Origin of the sequence: Acidovorax sp. 56, assembly GCF_002749705.1 — a bacterium.
Classification (GTDB): Bacteria; Pseudomonadota; Gammaproteobacteria; order Burkholderiales; family Burkholderiaceae_C; genus Acidovorax.
The window spans coordinates 4,551,062-4,569,382 of the sequence record NZ_PEEV01000001.1; the positions used below are offsets into that span (position 1 = coordinate 4,551,062).

Sequence of the window (18,321 nt, forward strand, 5' to 3'; positions counted from 1 at the left end):
ACAGTGGCAAGGCGGACAGTTGATGAGTCCGACCCTTCACTTACGGGCCTGCTTGTCGCGCAGGCTATATTGGTCGCACAACTGCAATTGATCGAAAAGCTAGCTCTATGCGTGTAACGCTTGTCGTCAAAAATTTCGCATTCTCCGCATTCATAGCGTCACCGTTGGCGCTTTCTATTGGGTCGGTGTGCTCCGCTTTGATTGCCCCTAATGACATTCGAGAGCCTGCAACAGCTTGGGTGCTCATCGCACTGGCATCAATGGCGATGGCAATGAATCTTCACCTTTCGTTTTTACGTCCTGCGCTGTACGCCATGCTCCATGGCAAATCAATGAAAGGCTACAAGCATGCTTCTGGGATTCCCCTGGTTGGTTCAATCCTTGTATCGATTGCAGTGTTAGTCGCCTGGGGAAAGCTGTCGGTAGCTGCCACGAGTTTGCTGATACTTTTCGCCGACACCGGGAGCGTTGTTTGGTTGTTTGCAGCCCTTGCTCGTGACAGATCATTTTGGAGCGAATCGTAAGGCTCTTGACTCGTTACGCGAACTCCTGGCTTGCTGCCGCCGTGAAGAAATCAGTCAGAAGGATGTGGCGCTTGCGTGCTGGCAGGGTCAACGCATTCAGGCCGAAGGCCCAAGGTGTGTTCTTTGCGCGCCTGTTCAAGGGATGGGACCCAACCGCCATCGGCTTCAATCTCGCCGACGCAACCCCAGCAGTCACCGCCGCAATCTTGAGACAACAGGTCGCCGCGCCTGTCTAGCTCGCGCCCACAAATTTGACACTTTGCCATTGGTCTTGAGTATTCAGTATGAACGGCCGGTTGTGGCCGATAGCGGCATATGGGTCTGATGTTGTGCCCAACGCCCAACCGTTCTGAGTCCGCCACGGTCTATGCAGGCTGCCTTGATGCCGTTCCGTTTGGCTTTTATGGCAGCTTTTCCGCTTCCCCATTGTCTCGAAAAGCCTGGACTATCTCAACACTCTTCCCGTGGATCAAAGTCTTGGGCGGAGCAAATTGCTTCTGTTTTTATAGCTGCCAACGCTTTATATATGGTCGCTAGAGGTGCTTTTATCTGCATCTCGTCCTAAGCCTCCACAAGGCGATCTACCGCCAGTTCATTCCGATGAGAAAACGTGAAAGCGGTGCGGCCCCCAGGTGGGACACGGCGGCTTGAGTGATCATGGCGAAATTTGCGGACTGGGGCCGCGCAGGCCCTGCAACGACAGCTGCGGCGGCCCACTCGCTGCTTTCAAGAAAAAAGAACCAACCTCATGGATTTCCCGCAAGCCACTCCCGAATACCTCGACGAATGCCGCACAGCGGGCTGAGCAGGAGCAATCACTGGCTGGCACCAACCCCTGGGCGCATGTTGACAAGGCCCAGGCACATGCCGACTTCGATACGTTCTATAAAGAGCTGGCCCCGCTGATCGATGCGAACGAGCCTGCGTCCGCCACCATTCAGGCCCTGATGGCAAAACACCTTGCCATCGTCTCGCGTTTTTACCTGCCGTCGCGCGAAGCCTATGTGGGCACTGCGCTGTTCTACGCAGACAACGCCGACATGAAGGCATTTCACACGACATACCATCCCCAGTTGGCGGAGTTTTTGGCCGAGGCGGTGTATGTCTATGCCCAGCAGAATCTGGTCTGAGTTCCCGGTCTGGGCTGCCCGCCAGCCAGCCAAGCTGACCAGGCATTCTGGATGCCCGTGAATTCCATCTCTGCACCACCCGCACCGCCTCCACCACATCAGCCGTGGGGCGTGCGCCCGGTAGCCTGTGGCCAGCCTCGCTCAACGGCTGGTTCTGCAGACCTTGGTCCGCGCAGATTGGGTGGGGGCCGCCTGAGATCTGGAAGCCTTCAACCTGCTCAGCCTTTTGTTCTGTCAGCGCCAGGGATTTACCGGTGAGACGGAGTGTGTTGCGCCCGTCTTGGGCTGCACGCACTGGCTGATGGTGTGCGTGATGCAAGGCCTCCATCCTGAAGGCGGCGGTGGTGGCCAGCGCGCCTGCTCGCACGCCAGACCTGCATTGGGTTGCCGTGGGTCATGGTTTGGTTGGCAAAGCAGATGATCTGCCCGCACCTCTCCGGTGCAGGGGGCATTGATCACTTAGTATTGTTGGCTAACAGGGAGAAGCCAGTTACGCCGCGTTGGCGAATCCTGTGCGATCCCTTGACCGCTCGGTAGGGACTGGCACGGGAATTGGTGTGCGAGAGGGTAATAAACAATGAAGCGTGATGTTCGCTGGGCTGCGCTGCTGCTGGTGGTGGCGTATTTGTCGGTGTCTGCCACCACCGCCTGGCAAATATGGTCGGCCCGAGAGCATTCACTGGCCGAAATCGATACCCAGAACCTCAATCTGGCACAGGCCCTGAACACCTACACGGAAGGCGTCATTACCCAAAGTGCCATGCTGCTTCTGGGCATCGTCGAGCGCCTTGAAGAAGAGGGTACGGAGCCCAGGCATCTGCAGCGCCTGCAACGGCTGATTGCCCGGCAAGAGCACTTGCTCAACCAGCTCAATGGCATTGCCATCTACGACGATGCAGGCAACAGGGTGATGTCCTCCATCGGCCCCGCACCAGCCCATGGGAGTGGGGCAGACAGGGCCTTCTTTGCGCACCACCGGGACAATCCGTCCTCTGAGCCTTTCATCGGACCGGCCATCCAAAGCCGATCCACAGGCGATTGGGTCATTACCGTCAGTCGGCGCTTTGACGGCAAGGACAAACGGTTTGCCGGTGTTGTGGTCGTGAGCCTGGGCATCAAGGATTTCCTGGAGCTGTTTGGCAAGATCGATGTGGGCACGCAGGGTGCCATTGGCTTATCAACCACCGTCGGGCAGATGTTGGTGCGCTACCCCTACCGTGAGCAGGACATGGGCCGCGACTTCTCCAAGTCTCCCAACTTCCAGCGCTTTTATTCGGGCGCAGTGTCCGGCACTGCCGCGTTCAAATCCGGCATTGACGGAATGCAGCGCCTGTATGCCTACCGCAAGAATGACCGCTATCCCGTGATCACCACCGTGGCCCTGGGCAAGGAGGAAGCCTTGAGCCGCTGGCGCCGCGAGGCATTGCTCACCACAGGTGTCGTGGGGGCCTTGCTGCTGGGCATCACGGCCATTGGGTGGCATCTGCTGATAGACATTCGCCGCCGCACCCGTGCCGAGGCCTCACTGGTGGCAGCGCGAGAAGACCTGATGGCTGTGAACCAGAAGCTGGAAGCGCTGGCTGCGCAAGACCAGCTTACAGGCCTCGCCAATCGCCGCTGCTTTGATGAAACCTTGAATGTGGAGTGCCGCCGTGCCGCCCGAGAGGGGACTTCGCTGTCCCTGCTGCTCATCGATGTTGACCACTTCAAAAGCTTCAACGACACCTACGGGCATGTGGAGGGCGATGCCTGTCTGCAGGCGGTGTCGAAATGTCTGGTGCAGTACGCAAAGCGCCCTGGGGATCTGGTGGCGCGTTATGGGGGCGAGGAACTGGCCATCATCCTGCCCAACACTGCCCTGTCAGGCGCGCAGGTCGTGGCTGAGGTGGTGCGTGAGCGAATTGAGGCCCTGGCCATCCGCCACGGCGCCAGCGCCTTCGGGCATGTCACGGTCAGTGTGGGCGCCGCATGCATGGCTGGTGCCTACGGGGAAGGCAGCGAGCGGCAGCTGATTGAGGCGGCGGACCGTATGCTGTACCAGGCGAAGGCCTCAGGCCGCAATCGGGTGGAGGCCTGAGCGGACAGCGAATGATGGCACCGTGCTCCGGAGATGTGGAGCGCCCTGAGGTTCCTGTGTGGAAGACGTTCCATATCCCGGCGCACCCACCCTGTGGTCGGGCTGAATTGTCTGCAGTGGCAGGCTGTATCTCTCTCTACCGGCTCACCTTGCAGCGGCAGGCAATGTGTGGCACTCCTTCACCACCCAATCCCTGAACGCCTTCACCAGCGGCGTCTGCGCCCGCGCCTCTGGGTAGACCAGGTAATACGCATCGGTGCTGGTCAGCACCTGGTCTGACAGCTCCACCAGGCTCCCTGCCGCCAGCTCCTGCTCGATCAAGAAGCGCGGCAGCAGCGCTGCCCCCAGGTGCGACACGGCAGCCTGCGCAATCATGGCGAAGTGTTCGGACTGGGGGCCGCGCAGGGCCAGGGCTGTGGGGGCGCCCACCAGCTCAAACCATTCGGCCCATTGGGTGGGGCGGGTGCTTTGCTGCAGCAGCACCACGCGCGTGAGGTCTTGCGGTGTGTGAATGCCGTGGCGATCGCGGTAAGTGGGGCTGCACACGGGCACGGTTTCTTCGTGCATCAGGTATTCGCACACGGCGCCTGCCCAGTGCGGGGTGCCGAAGTGGATGGCAGCGTCGAACGGTGTGCCCGCAAAGTCAAACGGCTCGGTGCGGGCCGAGAAGTTGACCAGCGCCTCAGGGTGCAGCGCCATGAAGCCGCCCAGTCGCGGGATGAGCCAGCGCGTGCCCAGGGTGGGCAACACGGCCAGGTTGAGCAGGCCGTCGGTGCTGGAGAACGCCATGGCCTTTTGTGTGCTGGCCGACAGTTGCTGCAGCACGTTTTGCACGTCGGCCGCGTAGACGCGGCCCGCGTCGGTCAGCACCACACGCTGGCGTACGCGGTGAAAGAGTGCGGTGCCGATCTGCTCTTCCAGCTGGCGGATCTGGCGCGACACGGCACTTTGGGTGAGGTGCAGCTCTTCGGCCGCGCGCGACACGCTCTGGTGGCGGGCGGCGGCCTCAAAGGCCAGCAGGTCGGCGGTGGAGGGTAGGAAGGTGCGGCGCAGCAGGGTCATGTGGGGTGATGGCGTGGATCATGCGCAGGGGGAATGAGCGGCGTGTGCGGCCTGTGCACTGTTTTGGGTCTTAGCGCTCATGTATCAAGCGCTGGCAGCTCTGCAATTTTCAGGCACTTCATTCTGAATTGTGATCAAGTAGTTCCATTTTTTTGCTATCCAGCCCCCTGGGATTGGCGGATATTGGCGCATTCTTTGCGTAGGTTCTCTTGCGCAGATCTGTTTTTCTGCACCCCCTTCACCTTTGCGAGTCGCCATGTCTGCCACCCCTGCCACCCCTGCCATCACCCCTCTTGTGCCTGAAGTCGATCAACTGCTGCAACGCCTGGGCGTGCCCCGCGCCGCTTACACCGGCGGCACGCTGGCGGCGCGTTCGCCCATCACGGGCGAGGTGCTGGCCCAGGTGCCACAGCAAAGCCCGGCCGATGCCACGGCTGCCGTCGGCCGCGCGCATGCGGCCTTTTTGGCGTGGCGCAATGTGCCGGCACCGCGCAGGGGTGAGCTGGTGCGCCTGCTGGGCGAAGAGCTGCGCGCCGCGAAGGCGGACCTCGGCCTGCTGGTGACCATCGAGGCGGGCAAGATCCCGTCCGAAGGCCTGGGCGAGGTGCAGGAGATGATCGACATCTGCGACTTTGCCGTGGGCCTGTCGCGCCAGCTGTACGGCCTGACGATTGCCACCGAGCGCCCCGGCCACCGCATGATGGAAACCTGGCACCCGCTGGGCGTGTGTGGCGTGATCTCGGCCTTCAACTTCCCTGTGGCCGTGTGGTCGTGGAACGCCGCGCTGGCACTGGTGTGCGGTGATTCGGTGGTGTGGAAACCTTCGGAAAAGACCCCGCTCACCGCCCTGGCCACGCATGCGATTGCACAGCGCGCTATTGCACGCTTTGGCACCGACGCACCCGAAGGCCTGCTGGAGCTGATCGTGGGCCAGCGCGACATTGGCGAGGTGCTGGTGGATGACGCCCGCGTGCCCGTGCTGTCCGCCACAGGCTCCACCGCCATGGGCCGCGCCGTGGGCCCGCGCCTGGCAGCGCGGTTTGCGCGCGGCATCCTGGAGCTGGGCGGCAACAACGCGGCCATCGTTGCGCCCACGGCCGACCTGGATTTGGCACTGCGCGGCATTGCGTTTGCCGCCATGGGCACGGCGGGCCAGCGCTGCACCACACTGCGCCGCCTGTTTGTGCACGAAAGCATTTACGACCAACTGGTGCCCCAACTCGCCAAGGTCTACGCCAACGTGCAGGTGGGCGACCCGCGCACGCCCGGCACGCTGGTGGGCCCGCTGATCGACCGCATGGCCTTTGACGGCATGCAAAAGGCGCTGGAGCAAAGCCGCGCGCTGGGTGCCACGGTGCACGGCGGAGGCCGCGTGGAAGGCATCGGTGGTGGCGAAGCGTATTACGTGCGCCCCGCACTGGTGGAGCTGCAAAAGCACGAAGGGCCCGCGCTGCACGAAACCTTTGCGCCCATCCTGTACGTGGTGAGCTACAGCACCATTGACGAAGCCATTGCCATGAACAACGCCGTGGGCGCGGGCCTTTCGTCGTCCATCTTCACGCTCAATGTGCGCGAGGCCGAGTTGTTCATGTCGGCCGTGGGTTCGGACTGCGGCATTGCCAATGTGAACATTGGCCCGAGCGGCGCAGAGATCGGCGGCGCATTCGGCGGCGAGAAGGAGACCGGCGGCGGGCGCGAGGCGGGGTCGGACAGCTGGAAGGCCTACATGCGCCGCGCGACCAACACCATCAATTACTCGACCGCACTGCCGCTGGCGCAGGGCGTGACTTTCGACGTGTGACGAGCCGCTGGCGCAGTGGTCGGCAGGCTCTGACTGCCTCGCAAGGGCCTGCCGGGCATGCGCTGCTCCGCGATTCCACAACACCGGTTTCACTGTGTTTTTCAACGGCATTCATAACGATCAGGAGACAAACCATGGCCCATTCCGTCAAAAAAATCGCTGCAGTCACCGCTGCGGCACTGGCACTGTGGTGCGCCACGCTGCCTGTGGCCTACGCGCAGGCGCCGGCTGCGGCGCCGACGACCTCGACGCTCGACAAGATCAAGGCCAGCGGCAAGGCCGTGCTGGGCGTGCGCGAGACCTCGCCGCCCATGGCCTATGCGCTGGGCGCGAATGAAAAGTACGTGGGCTACCACGTGGAGCTGTGCGAGCGGGTGCTGAAAGAAATCGTGCCCGACGCCAAGCTCGAATACATGGCCGTGACGGCGCAAAACACGCTGCCGCTGGTGCAGAACGGCACGCTCGACATCGGCTGCGGCCCCACCACCAACAACACCGCGCGCCAGCAGCAGGTGGCGTTTGCGGTGACCACCTACGTGAGCGAGGTGCGCATGGCGGTGCGCAAGGATTCCGATCTCAAATCCCTCAACCAACTGGCAGGCCGCACCATTGCAGCCTCCACCGGCACCACGGCCGTGCAGCTGCTGCGCAAGCAAGAGCGCACGCTGGGCGGCGCGCCCATCAAGACCGTGCTGGGCAAGGACCACCACGAGAGTTTTCTGCTACTCGAGTCAGGCCGCGCCGATGCATTTGTACTCGATGACAACCTGCTGGCCGGGATGATTGCCAACTCCAAAGACCCATCGTCCTACCGCATCGTGGGCGAGCCGCTGGGCGCAGAGCCGATTGCGTTGCTTTTCCGCAAGGACGACCCGACCTTCAAGGCGGCGGTGGATGGTGTGCTGACCCGGCTGATGCAAAGCGGCGAGATGGAAAAGATCTATACCAAGTGGTTCGTGAACCCCATCCCGCCCAAGAACATGAGCCTGAACCTGCCGCTGGGCGCCACGCTGCGCCAGCTGTTTGCCACCCCCAACGACAAGCCTCTGGAAACCTACCAGCAATGAACGCCGCCATCCCCGCCGCGGCCTTCCGTGCGGCCGATCGCATCAGCGCCATCGGCGTGTCGGACATCGTGCGCATCACCCAGGCCGCCAACGAACTCAAGCGCCAGGGCCAGCCCGTGATCGTGCTGGGCCTGGGCGAGCCGGACTTCGACACGCCTGTGCACATCCAGGAGGCTGCGCAGCGGGCCATGGCGCAGGGCGATACGCACTACACCGTGCTCGATGGCACGCCCGCGCTCAAGGCCGCCATCCAGCTCAAGTTCCGCCGCGACAACGCTCTGGAGTTCGCCACCAACGAGATCACGGTGGGCGCCGGGGCCAAGCAGGTCATCTACAACGCGTTGATGGCCAGCCTGAACCCTGGCGACGAGGTGATCCTGCCCGCGCCGTACTGGACGTCGTACGCCGACATGGTGCTGATTGCGGGTGGTGTGCCGGTGGTGGTGCCGTGCAGCGAGGCCAACGGCTTTCGCATCACGGCCGAACAGCTGGACGCCGCGATCACGCCGCGCACGCGCTGGGTGTTCATCAATTCGCCGTCCAACCCCAGCGGCACGGCGTACAGCGCCGAGCAACTGCGGCCCATTCTGGAGGTGGTGCTGCACCACCCGCAGGTGTGGGTGCTGGCGGACGACATCTACGAGCACATCCTGTACGACGGCCATGCGTTTGCGACCCCCGTGGCGGTGCTGCCCGCGCTGCGCGAGCGCACGCTCACCGTGAACGGCGTGTCCAAGTCGTACGCCATGACGGGCTGGCGCATCGGCTACGGCGCCGGCCCGCGCGCGCTGATCGCAGCCATGGCCGTGGTGCAGAGCCAGGCCACGTCGTGTGCGTCGTCCATCAGCCAGGCGGCTGCCGTGGCGGCGCTCACCGGCCCGCAGGACATCGTGGTGGAGCGCTGCCGCGAGTTCCAGGCGCGGCGCGACCTGGTGGTGGCATCGCTCAACGCGGCACCGGGGCTGCGCTGCCGCACGCCTGAGGGCGCGTTCTACACCTTTGCCAGCTGCGAAGGCGTGCTGGGCCGCACCACGCCGGGCGGTGCCACGCTGCGCACCGACGCGGATTTTTGCGACTACCTGCTGCGCGAGTTCCATGTGGCTGTGGTGCCTGGCAGCGTGCTGGGGCTGGCGCCGTACTTCCGTATCTCGTACGCTGCCAGCATGACCGACCTGCAAGAGGCCTGCGCGCGCATCCAGCGCGCATGCACGGCACTATTCTGAGTTCTTGTTTTTGTGAAATGACCGTCTGACATGACTACCGCACCCACCACCTCCCGCACCGGCGGCCAGATTCTGGTCAGCCAGCTCATCACCCATGGCGTGAAGCAACTGTTCTGCGTGCCGGGCGAGAGCTATCTGGCCGTGCTGGACGCCTTGCACGATGCGGATATCGGCGTGACGGTGTGCCGCCAGGAAGGCGGCGCGGCCATGATGGCCGAGGCGCAGGGCAAGCTCACCGGCCAGCCGGGGATCTGCTTCGTGACGCGCGGGCCGGGTGCCACCAATGCATCGGCAGGCGTGCACATCGCCCACCAGGACTCGACGCCCATGATCCTGTTCGTAGGCCAGGTGGCGCGCGGTGCCATGGGGCGCGAGGCGTTTCAGGAGCTGGACTACAGCGCTGTCTTCGGCACCATGGCCAAGTGGGTGGTGCAGATTGACGACCCGGCCCGGGTGCCCGAGCTGATCTCGCGCGCCTTCCATGTGGCCACCTCGGGCCGCCCCGGCCCCGTGGTGGTGGCGCTGCCCGAAGACATGCTGACCGAAGCGGCCACCGTGGCCGACGCGCTGCCCTACCAGGTGACGGAGACGCACCCCGGCGCCGCGCAAATGGCCGAGCTGGCACAGCGCCTGCAAGCCGCCAAAAGCCCCGTAGCGATTCTGGGCGGCAGCCGCTGGTCTGTGCAGGCGGTGCGCGAGTTCACGGCGTTTGCCGAGGCCTGGTCTATCCCGGTGTACTGCTCGTTCCGCCGCCAGATGCTGTTCCCGGCCACACACGCCTGCTACGGCGGCGACCTGGGCCTGGGCGTCAACCCCAAGCTGCTGGCGCGCGTCAAGGCATCGGACCTGGTGGTGGTGGTGGGTGGGCGGCTGTCTGAAGTGCCGTCGCAAGGCTATGAACTGTTTGACATTCCCACGCCTGCACAGCCCTTGGTGCATGTGCATGCCGATGCGGACGAGCTGGGCAAGCTGTATCGCCCCACCCAGGCCATCCACGCCACGCCACAGGCGTTCGCTGCGGCTTTGAATGCTGTGCGCCCCACGGCCCCCGTGCCCTGGAAGGCGCACGCTGAAGCTGCCCATGCCGAGTACCTGGCCTGGAGCGACCCGGCGCCCATCGGCATTCCTGGCGACCTGCAGATGGGCCAGGTGATGCAGCACCTCAAAGACGTGCTGCCCGCCGACACCATCTTCTGCAACGGCGCGGGCAACTTTGCCACCTGGATTCACCGCTTCTGGCCCTTCACCACCTACGCGAGCCAGCTGGCGCCCACCAGCGGGTCGATGGGCTACGGCCTGCCCGCGGGTGTGGGCGGCAAGCGCCTGTGGCCCCAGCGCGAGGTGGTGATCTTCGCGGGTGACGGCGACTTCCTCATGCACGGGCAAGAGTTCGCGACGGCCGTGCAGTATGGCCTGCCCATCATCGTGGTGCTGCTGGACAACGCCATGTACGGCACCATCCGCATGCACCAGGAGCGTGAGTACCCCGGCCGCATCAGCGCCACGCAGCTCAAGAACCCCGACTTCAAGGCCTACGCCCAGGCCTTTGGGGGCCACGGCGAGCGGGTGAAGCGCACCGAAGACTTCGCCCCTGCACTCGCCCGCGCCCGTGCCAGCGGTCTGCCCAGCGTGCTGCACTGCCTGATCGATCCCGAGGCGATCACGCCCACCGGCACGCTGCAGGGCATTCGCAGCGCGGCGCTGGCCAAGCGATAAATTGATTTATAGAAGTTTGAAAATTACTGATTAATCAACTTCTATGAATAATTTGCTGATGCTAAATTTTGGCTTGTTGGGTGTCTTGATTGGAAATATTCATAGATTTTCTTTAAAAGTGAATTTGGCTACCATCTATGAATGCCAAAGCAAAACATCAGCCCTGCCGAGTACCCGCAGGCCGTCCTGCAGCAGATTGAACGGCTAGGCCAGCACATCGCCATCGCCCGCAAGCGGCGGGGCGAGACGCAGGCCCAATGGGCGCGGCGGCTGGGAGTCTCTCAGCCCACCATGGCACGCATCGAGCGGGGCGACCCGTCCGTGGCCATGGCCAGCTATGTGATGTGCATGTGGCTGGTGAACCCCGCGGTGGCGGTGGCCGATGTGATTGCGCCGCAGAACGACCATGCCGCGCTGGAGCGGGAGGTCACGCGCGTTCGTAGTCCGCGCAAAACCGCCAAAGACGCGGTGCGCCCCGGCGCCAGCACAGCGGCCACGCCTGTGCCATCTCGCCCCGTCCCGGCTGCGGCAGTTGGGCTGGCTGCGCTCATGCAACCTCGCCCTGCCAAGGCACCGCGATGAAGCCGGGCGTGGGGGTGAATGCCCGCAGTTATGTGCCGCAAGACCAGCTCTATCTGTGGGCGTTGGTGAACCCCGCGCAGCCCACCCTGGTGGGCGAATTGCGCTTGTCCCAGCTCGTGGCCGACTGCGCCACCTTTCGCTATGCCGAAGGCTGGTGGCACTTTCCGCTGAGTGAAGACTTGCCCTTGGTGTCAGGACAGGAGTTCACCGCAGGTGAGCGAACCAGTGCGCCCGGCGCCATCGACGATGCCCGGCCCGACCGTTGGGGCGAGCGCATCATTCGCCATGTGGACCGGCCCGCGCGCTTGTCCATTCTGGAGATGCTGCTGTTTGCGGGCGATGACCGGTTTGGTGCACTGGGTGTTTCCGTCTCTGCGGATCGGTACGTGCCTCGCGCCTTGGGCCCCTATCCCCAACTGCGGGACCTGGCGCAGTTGAGCGCCGCCATGGAAGACCTGCAAACCCAGGCCCCGGTGACTGCTGCGATGCAGCGTCTCATCCAGCCCGGCGTGACGCTGGGCGGCGCACGCCCCAAGGCCCTGCTGCAAATCGATGCGGGGCCTTGTGTCATCAAGTTCAGTGAGTTGGACGATGCGGTGGACACGCCGCTGGTCGAACACGCCACCATGACGCTGGCTGCGCAGGCAGGCATCCGCGTGGCGGCTACCGGCGTGCTGCCTATCCCAGCCCGGCATGGCAAGGCGCGCCATGCGTTGACCATTGAGCGCTTTGACCGTGTGGGTGGATATCGCCTGCATTGCCTGTCGGCCCGCACGGCGCTGCGAGCTGCGCGGCTGCCCGAGAGCTACAGCGCATTGGCCACGGTGCTGCTGCGCCTGGCCCACCCCGATACGCAAGTGGCGCAGCGCGAGGAGCTGTTCAAGCGCATGGTGTTCAACATCCTCATGGACAACACCGACGACCATGAGCGCAACCACAGCCTGCGCCTGGGGCTGGATGGCTACTATGAACTGACCCCTGCCTACGACGTAGTGCCCACGATGCAAAACCTCGGCTACCAGGCAATGTCTGTGGGCTTGGCTGGCGCGGAGTCCAGCCTTGAAAATGCGTTGACTGAGCTGAGTGAATTCGGCCTCAAGCGCGCGCGGGCTGTTGAACTCATCCGGCAGGTGGTGCGTGTGGTCGATGGTTGGCTAGCCCACTTTGCACGGCAAGGCGTGGGCCGCACCGACATGGAGCTGCTGCATGCCAGCATTGACCGAGAGGCACTGCGAGCCCAACGCCGGGCCTTTGCCTGAGAGCCTGTTTGCGGTTTGTGGTTTGCAAGGGGCGTGCGCCGGGTGGTTCGAGCCGGTGCAAGTTGGGTGGGCTAAGCGGGCAAGATGCCCGATGGCCGCAGCGTCTGCACCAGCAACGCCTGCAGCCGGTCTACGGCTTTGGCTCCGCGCGAGGCGCGGCTGCGGTACACGGCGACCTCCATGGGGGCCAGTGGCCCCAGGCCATGTTCGGTGCCCAGCACCTGCAACTGCGGCGGCACGCTGCAGTGGGTGAGGGCGGCCACCGCCAGGCCGCTCTCCACCGCTGCAATCTGCCCGGCCAGGCTGGAGCTGTGATAGACCACCTTGTAACGCCGCCCTTGCTGTGCCAGCGCCTGGATGGCCCCGCGCCGCGCCAGGCTGGCGGATTCGTACACGGCAATGGGCAGCGGGTCGCGCGCCCACACATCGAACTGAGCTGAGCTCACCCACACCATGGGCTCGTGGAACAGCAGCATGCCCCGGCGTGCATGGTCGCGCGAGATGAGGGCCAGGTCCAGATCGCCGTTGGCCACGCGTGGGATCAGCGCGGTGGACTGCTCGCAGTCCAGCTCAATCTCCACCCCGCTGTGGCGCGGTGCAAAGCGCTGCAGCACGGGCGTGAGGTAGCGGGCAGCGTAGTCATCGGGTACGCCCAGCCGCACGCGGCCGGTGAGGGGCGCGCCGTGCATGGCGTCCTGTGCTTCGGCGTGCAGTGCCAGAATGCGGCGCGCGTAACCCAGCAGGGTTTCGCCCTGTGGCGTGAGGTGCTGTTTGCGTGCGTCACGCTCCAGCAGGCGGTGGCCTACAGCGTCTTCCAGCTTCTTGAGTTGCATGCTGACGGCGGATTGCGAGCGGTGCACCTCTGCGGCTGCGCCCGACAAAGAGCCCGCGTCCACCACCGCCACCAGGCATTGCAGCCAATCGAATTGCAGGTCTCGGTACGTCATGGGATGTATTCGATATTCGAACGGATGGGTTTTGAATAATGCGCTTTGCTGGCGATGATAGGCGGCCCACACTGCCGCCATGCGTTCATTGGCCTCTCGTCTCTTGGCTGTGTCTGACCGCCCTGGCTCCTTTGGGTTGCCTTCGGTGGTGTCGGGCACCTTGTGGTTCCTGCTGGGCAATGCGTTGCTGGGCAGCATTGGTGTGTTTGTGCACGAGGCGCAGGCTGCGCCACTCACCACCACCTGGTTTCGGTGTGCCTTTGGCCTGATCGGGCTCACGCTGTGGATGCTTTGGCGTGGGGCATGGCGCGGCCTGTGGGTGGGTTGGCGTGCATTGCCCTGGGTGTTGCTGCTCAGTACCGGCATGTTGGCCAGCTGGTGGCTGTTCTTTACGGCCATGCGCCATGTGCCTACGGGCATGGCGGTGGTGCTGTTCCATGTGCAGCCCTTGTGGCTGCTGTTGCTGGGGGCCTGGTGGCTCAAAGAGTCGGTATCGCGCCAGCGCTTGGCTTCTGTGCTGTGCGCCATGGTGGGGCTGGTGCTGGCCACGGGCGTGCTGCAGGGCAAGGCCGCTGCCAGCCCGGGCAGCTATGGGCTGGGTGTGGGGTTGTGCCTGCTGGGGGCGCTTTTCACCGCAGGCGTGACCTTGGTGGCCAAGCGCTTGCAGGCCCTGCCCGTGGGGGTGTTGGCCTGGTGGCAATGCGCGCTGGGCACTGCGGTGCTGTGGCTAGAGCCCTGGCAGCAGGGCTGGCCCGCCTGGGGGGCGGCCTGGGGGTGGTTGGCTGGGCTGGGTTTGGTCCACACGGCGTTAGCCTATACGTTGATGTATGTCGGCATGGCCCGCCTGCCCACAGCGCGTGTAGCGGTGCTGCAGTTTGCCTACCCTGTGGTCGCCATTGGCATGGATGCGGTGTATTTTGATGAGCCACTGCGTGCGCTGCAGGTGCTGGGGGTGGCACTGATGCTGGGTGCCATGGCCCTGGGAGAGCGGCGCAACGCAGCGCGTTGACCGTTGCAGGCCCATGCGTTGGGATGTCAGCAGCCTGTCTTGCCTCCGCGCAAAATAGATGGCGTGACCGCTGAACCCTCCGCAAAGCCCACTGCCGATACCGCTCCTACTGACGCCCCTGCGCCTGTCGGGCGCCGCCGCATTGCGCACCTGGACATGGATGCGTTCTATGCCTCGGTAGAGTTGTTGCGTTACCCGCAACTCAAGGGGTTGCCTGTGGTGATCGGGGGCGGGCGGCGCAAGGTGGATGACTTGCTGTTGCAGAACCCCGATGGCTCGGGGCCCAGGGAGCCATGTTTCATTCCTGTGGAGGACTTCCCGCTGCTCAAGGACTATGTGGGCCGGGGTGTGATCACCACGGCCACGTACGCGGCGCGGCAGTTTGGTGTGGGCTCGGCCATGGGCATGATGAAGGCGGCCAAGCTGTGCCCGCAGGCGATTGTGCTGCCGGTGGATTTTGAAGAGGTGCGCAAGTATTCGCGCACCTTCAAGAGCGCCATCACCGAGATCGCCCCGGTGATGCAGGACCGGGGCGTGGACGAGGTGTACATCGACTTCACCGATGTACCCGGTGGCCAGCGCGAAGGCGGGCGGGTGCTGGCGCGGCTCATCCAGAAAAGCATTTTTGAAAAGACGGGGCTGACCTGCTCTATTGGCGTGGCGCCCAACCGGCTGCTGGCCAAGATGGCCAGCGAGTTCAACAAGCCCAACGGCATTTCCATCGTTTACGAGGAAGACCTGCAAAGCAAGGTCTGGCCGCTCAATGTGCGCAAGATCAACGGCATTGGCCCCAAGGCGGGCGAAAAGCTGGCGCGGCTGGGCATAGAGACCATTGGGCAACTGGCGGCGCAGGATGGGCAATGGCTGATGGGGCATTTTGGCCAGTCCACCGGGGCCTGGATGCACCGCGTGGCCTGGGGCCGCGACGACAGCCCGGTGGTGACCGAAAGCGAGCCCGTGAGCATGAGCCGCGAAACCACCTTCGACCGCGATCTGCATGCCGTGCGCGATCGGGCCGAGTTGTCGCGCATCTTTACCGACCTGTGCCAGCGCGTGGCGCAGGACCTGCAGCGCAAAGGCTATGTGGGCAAGACGATTGGCATCAAGCTGCGCTATGAAGACTTCAAGACCGCCACGCGAGACCATACGCTGCCCGTGGCCACCAGCGATGCGGCCCTGATCCGGCGCACGGCGGGGCAGTGCCTCAAGCGCGTGCCGCTGGATAAACGCTTGCGCTTGCTGGGGGTGCGGGTGGGCACTTTGCAGCCTGCCGATGCCGAGGTGGCGGAGTCCAAAGTGGGGGCGGCCCTTACCGTGCCAGCGCCCAAACCACGCCAGCGAGATGTGCACACGGCCCCTCTTTTTTGAATTGTCACTACAAAGTCAAATTCGTGTAACAAGTGGTTAAACTTGACGGGTATCAACCTGCGGCGCTGTGAATGAAGTGGTTGCGGCACAGGGCGCATGGAGCGGGTGCCTTGGGCCAGGAGGCGTTGGCGGTACAGACAAGAGAAGGAGACCGCATGCGCATCAACTTGCCCGTCACGCAGCAGCCATACGATTTTTCGGGCGATGAGTTGCTGGTGTCATGCACCAACACCAAGGGCGAGATCACGCATTGCAACTCGGCTTTTGTGCGGGTCAGCGGCTACCGCTACGAGGAGCTGATGGGGCAGCCCCACAACATCATCCGCCACCCCGACATGCCCGCCGCCGCCTACAAGGACCTGTGGCGCACCGTGGGCCGGGGGGAGCCCTGGACCGGCTTGGTCAAAAACCGCCGCAAAAATGGCGACCACTATTGGGTGCGGGCGAACGTCACGCCCATCATGGACGCCGGACGTCCCCGTGGCTACATGTCGGTGCGCACCAAGCCCACAGCGCAAGAGGCCGCTGCGGCTGAAGCCTTGTATGCGCAAATGCGGGCCGATTCCGCATCGGGCCAGGAGCACTTTCGCCTGGAGGCCGGAGAGTTGCATGGCGTGGGCGTGCGTGGTGTGGCGCAGCGGTTGGGGCGCTTGTCCCTTACCCAGCGCATGGCGCTGATGTTGCTGTGGATGGCACTGCTGGTCTTGGTGCCCGATGCGCTGGGCTGGCAAGGCGTGGAGGCGGTGGCGGCAAGGGGCGTGATTTTGCTGCTGGCTGCGGGTGCTGTTTTGCGGTGGTTTCAGGTGGCCGTGGTGCAGGGCCTTGAAGAGGCCAGCCGTTTTGCGGCGGACATCTCGGGTTGCAATCTCACGTCCACCGTGCGGGCCGATTACCCGCAGCCGCTGCAGGGCCTGGTGCACCGCCTGCAGCAAACCCAGGTGAACTTGCGCGCCGTGGTGGGCGATGTGCGCACGGAGGTGCGCCACTTCACCGAAGCTGCGGCAGAGATTGCGCAAGGCAGCCACGATCTGTCGGCACGTACCGAATCGCAAGCGAGCAGTTTGCAAGAGACTGCAGCGTCCATGGAAGAGCTGGCCAGCACCGTGCGCCAAACAGCCGACACGGCGGCCAAGGTTTCGCAAGAAAGTGCGCAAAGCAGCCAGATTGCTGCAGACGGTGGGCATGCGGTGCACGAGCTGGGGGAGGCCATGCGGCAAATGCAGCAGTCGTCGGCCAAGATCAATGAGATCGTGGGGTTGATTGAGGGCATTGCGTTTCAGACCAATTTGCTGGCGCTCAACGCCGCCGTGGAGGCGGCGCGCGCAGGTGAGCAGGGCCGTGGCTTTGCGGTGGTGGCGGGCGAGGTGCGGGCCCTGGCGCAGCGCAGCGCTGGTGCGGCCAAAGAGATCAGCGGCCTCATCCATGTCACTGTCAACCAGATTGCCAGCGGAGCGCAGCAGATGGACCATGCGGGCGCCACCATTGGCGGGGTGGTGGACGCGGTGCAGCGCGTCAGCACGCTGGTACAGCAAATCACTGCTGCCACCAAGGAGCAGGCCATTGGCATTGCGCAGGTGAATGAGGCCGTCACGCAGCTCGACACCGTGACGCAGCAAAACGCCGCGTTGGTGGAAGAGTCCACCGCGTCTGCCCAAAACCTCAAATCCAGCGCGCACGCGCTGGGGTTGTCAGTCGATGTTTTTAAGATGAATTGAGCTTGAATCTTTTCCGAATTGTTTCTTGCTAAACTATGGCCCTGCAAAGCACAAGGCCTTGTGGTTGAAAAGCGTCCGATTGGCACAACGGGCGCGATGTGAGCGATTGCTTTAGGTCAATGGCGGGCGGTTGCGCTGCATTTGGCATGCCCGCGAAAGGGCGTTCTCTGGCACCTTGGAGGGCTGTTGCATCTACTAACAACTGCCGGATGCACAGATCCTCCAGCCTTCGCCGACCATGCGTACCAACCTCCCTGTCTCCCACAAAGAGTATTTCTTCCCTGAGTCTCAACTGCTGGTGTCCACCACCGATGCCAAGGGCTGCATCACCCACTGCAACACGGCGTTTGCCGAGGTCAGCGGCTACAGCTACGACGAACTCATGGGCCAGCCCCACAACCTGATTCGCCACCCCGACATGCCGCCGGAGGCCTTCAAGGACATGTGGGCCACGGTAGGGCGAGGGCGCCCGTGGTCGGGCATCGTCAAAAACCGCCGGGCCAATGGCGACTATTACTGGGTGGAGGCCAACGTCACGCCCATCCTCGATCACGGCAAGCCTGTGGGCTACATGTCGGTGCGCTTTCGGCCCACGCGCGAGCAGGTGGCGGCGGCCGAGGCGCTGTATGCCAAGGTGGCGCAGCAGCGTGAGAGCGGGCGCCACGCCTTCAAGCTGCATGCCGGGCGCGTGCGGCCCCTGGGATGGCGTGATCTGCTGGGGCCGCTGCACCGCATCACCCTCACGCAGCGGCTGGCGCTGGGTGTGGCCGCAGTGCTGGGTGTGGGGGCTTTGCCTGCGGCGCTGGGCATGACCGGGGGGGCTGCCCTGGCGGCGCATTAG

Annotated in this window: 15 protein-coding genes; 13 read left to right on the forward strand and 2 right to left on the reverse strand. The window is 64.0% G+C overall.

Annotated features, from left to right (window positions below; genetic code table 11):
- The first annotated feature begins 107 nt into the window (after positions 1-107).
- The 3 genes from CLU88_RS22900 to CLU88_RS20175 all read left to right on the forward strand — a co-directional run bounded on the left by CLU88_RS22900 (position 108) and on the right by CLU88_RS20175 (position 3,731).
- Positions 108-524 (forward strand): hypothetical protein, encoded by a 417-nt coding sequence (locus CLU88_RS22900; RefSeq protein ID WP_143226055.1) that lies wholly within the window; start codon positions 108-110, stop codon positions 522-524.
- Positions 525-1,171: 647 nt separating this feature from the next.
- The gene (locus CLU88_RS20170) at positions 1,172-1,654 is read left to right on the forward strand and encodes a TipAS antibiotic-recognition domain-containing protein (protein WP_233205538.1); all 483 of its coding nucleotides are present in this window, start codon (positions 1,172-1,174) and stop codon (positions 1,652-1,654) included.
- Between the two features lie 577 nt (positions 1,655-2,231).
- Complete coding sequence (locus CLU88_RS20175; protein ID WP_099658128.1) at positions 2,232-3,731, forward strand: sensor domain-containing diguanylate cyclase; 1,500 nt, start codon at positions 2,232-2,234, stop codon at positions 3,729-3,731.
- Positions 3,732-3,875: 144 nt separating this feature from the next.
- On the opposite strand, the gene CLU88_RS20180 is transcribed toward CLU88_RS20175, so the two are convergent.
- On the reverse strand, positions 3,876-4,793 hold the full coding sequence (locus CLU88_RS20180; protein ID WP_199173481.1) for a LysR family transcriptional regulator: 918 nt from the start codon (positions 4,791-4,793) through the stop codon (positions 3,876-3,878).
- Positions 4,794-5,049: 256 nt separating this feature from the next.
- Here CLU88_RS20180 and CLU88_RS20185 point away from each other — a divergent pair, with 256 nt between their 5' ends.
- From CLU88_RS20185 to CLU88_RS20210, 6 genes are all read left to right on the forward strand, one after another.
- Positions 5,050-6,594, forward strand: a complete 1,545-nt coding sequence (locus CLU88_RS20185; protein ID WP_099658129.1) for an aldehyde dehydrogenase family protein — start codon at positions 5,050-5,052, stop codon at positions 6,592-6,594.
- Between the two features lie 134 nt (positions 6,595-6,728).
- Positions 6,729-7,661 (forward strand): amino acid ABC transporter substrate-binding protein, encoded by a 933-nt coding sequence (locus tag CLU88_RS20190; protein ID WP_099658130.1) that lies wholly within the window; start codon positions 6,729-6,731, stop codon positions 7,659-7,661.
- Complete coding sequence (locus CLU88_RS20195) at positions 7,658-8,884, forward strand: pyridoxal phosphate-dependent aminotransferase (protein ID WP_099658131.1); 1,227 nt, start codon at positions 7,658-7,660, stop codon at positions 8,882-8,884. Before CLU88_RS20190 ends, CLU88_RS20195 begins: the two co-directional genes overlap by 4 nt.
- Before the next feature lie 30 nt (positions 8,885-8,914).
- Positions 8,915-10,600: a thiamine pyrophosphate-binding protein gene (locus CLU88_RS20200; protein WP_099658132.1), complete on the forward strand. Its 1,686-nt coding sequence runs from the start codon at positions 8,915-8,917 to the stop codon at positions 10,598-10,600.
- A gap of 141 nt (positions 10,601-10,741) precedes the next feature.
- A complete protein-coding gene (locus CLU88_RS20205) occupies positions 10,742-11,182 on the forward strand; it encodes a helix-turn-helix transcriptional regulator (RefSeq protein WP_099658133.1) in 441 nt (146 codons plus the stop codon).
- Positions 11,179-12,441 carry a type II toxin-antitoxin system HipA family toxin gene (locus tag CLU88_RS20210; RefSeq protein WP_099658134.1) on the forward strand — a complete coding sequence of 421 codons (1,263 nt, stop codon included), beginning with the start codon at positions 11,179-11,181 and terminating at the stop codon, positions 12,439-12,441. Before CLU88_RS20205 ends, CLU88_RS20210 begins: the two co-directional genes overlap by 4 nt.
- A 71-nt stretch (positions 12,442-12,512) precedes the next feature.
- Here CLU88_RS20210 and CLU88_RS20215 read toward each other — a convergent pair whose 3' ends face one another.
- Positions 12,513-13,388 (reverse strand): LysR family transcriptional regulator, encoded by an 876-nt coding sequence (locus CLU88_RS20215; protein WP_099658135.1) that lies wholly within the window; start codon positions 13,386-13,388, stop codon positions 12,513-12,515.
- Positions 13,389-13,467: 79 nt separating this feature from the next.
- Here CLU88_RS20215 and CLU88_RS20220 point away from each other — a divergent pair, with 79 nt between their 5' ends.
- The 4 genes from CLU88_RS20220 to CLU88_RS23565 all read left to right on the forward strand — a co-directional run bounded on the left by CLU88_RS20220 (position 13,468) and on the right by CLU88_RS23565 (position 18,321).
- The gene (locus CLU88_RS20220; protein ID WP_099658136.1) at positions 13,468-14,397 is read left to right on the forward strand and encodes a DMT family transporter; all 930 of its coding nucleotides are present in this window, start codon (positions 13,468-13,470) and stop codon (positions 14,395-14,397) included.
- A 156-nt stretch (positions 14,398-14,553) separates the two neighbouring features.
- Entirely contained in the window at positions 14,554-15,765 is a 1,212-nt protein-coding gene (locus CLU88_RS20225; protein ID WP_233205628.1) for a DNA polymerase IV, read from the forward strand.
- 155 nt (positions 15,766-15,920) lie between these two features.
- The gene (locus CLU88_RS20230; RefSeq protein ID WP_099658137.1) at positions 15,921-17,480 is read left to right on the forward strand and encodes a PAS domain-containing methyl-accepting chemotaxis protein; all 1,560 of its coding nucleotides are present in this window, start codon (positions 15,921-15,923) and stop codon (positions 17,478-17,480) included.
- 238 nt (positions 17,481-17,718) lie between these two features.
- Positions 17,719-18,321, forward strand: a complete 603-nt coding sequence (locus CLU88_RS23565) for a PAS domain-containing protein (RefSeq protein ID WP_199173482.1) — start codon at positions 17,719-17,721, stop codon at positions 18,319-18,321.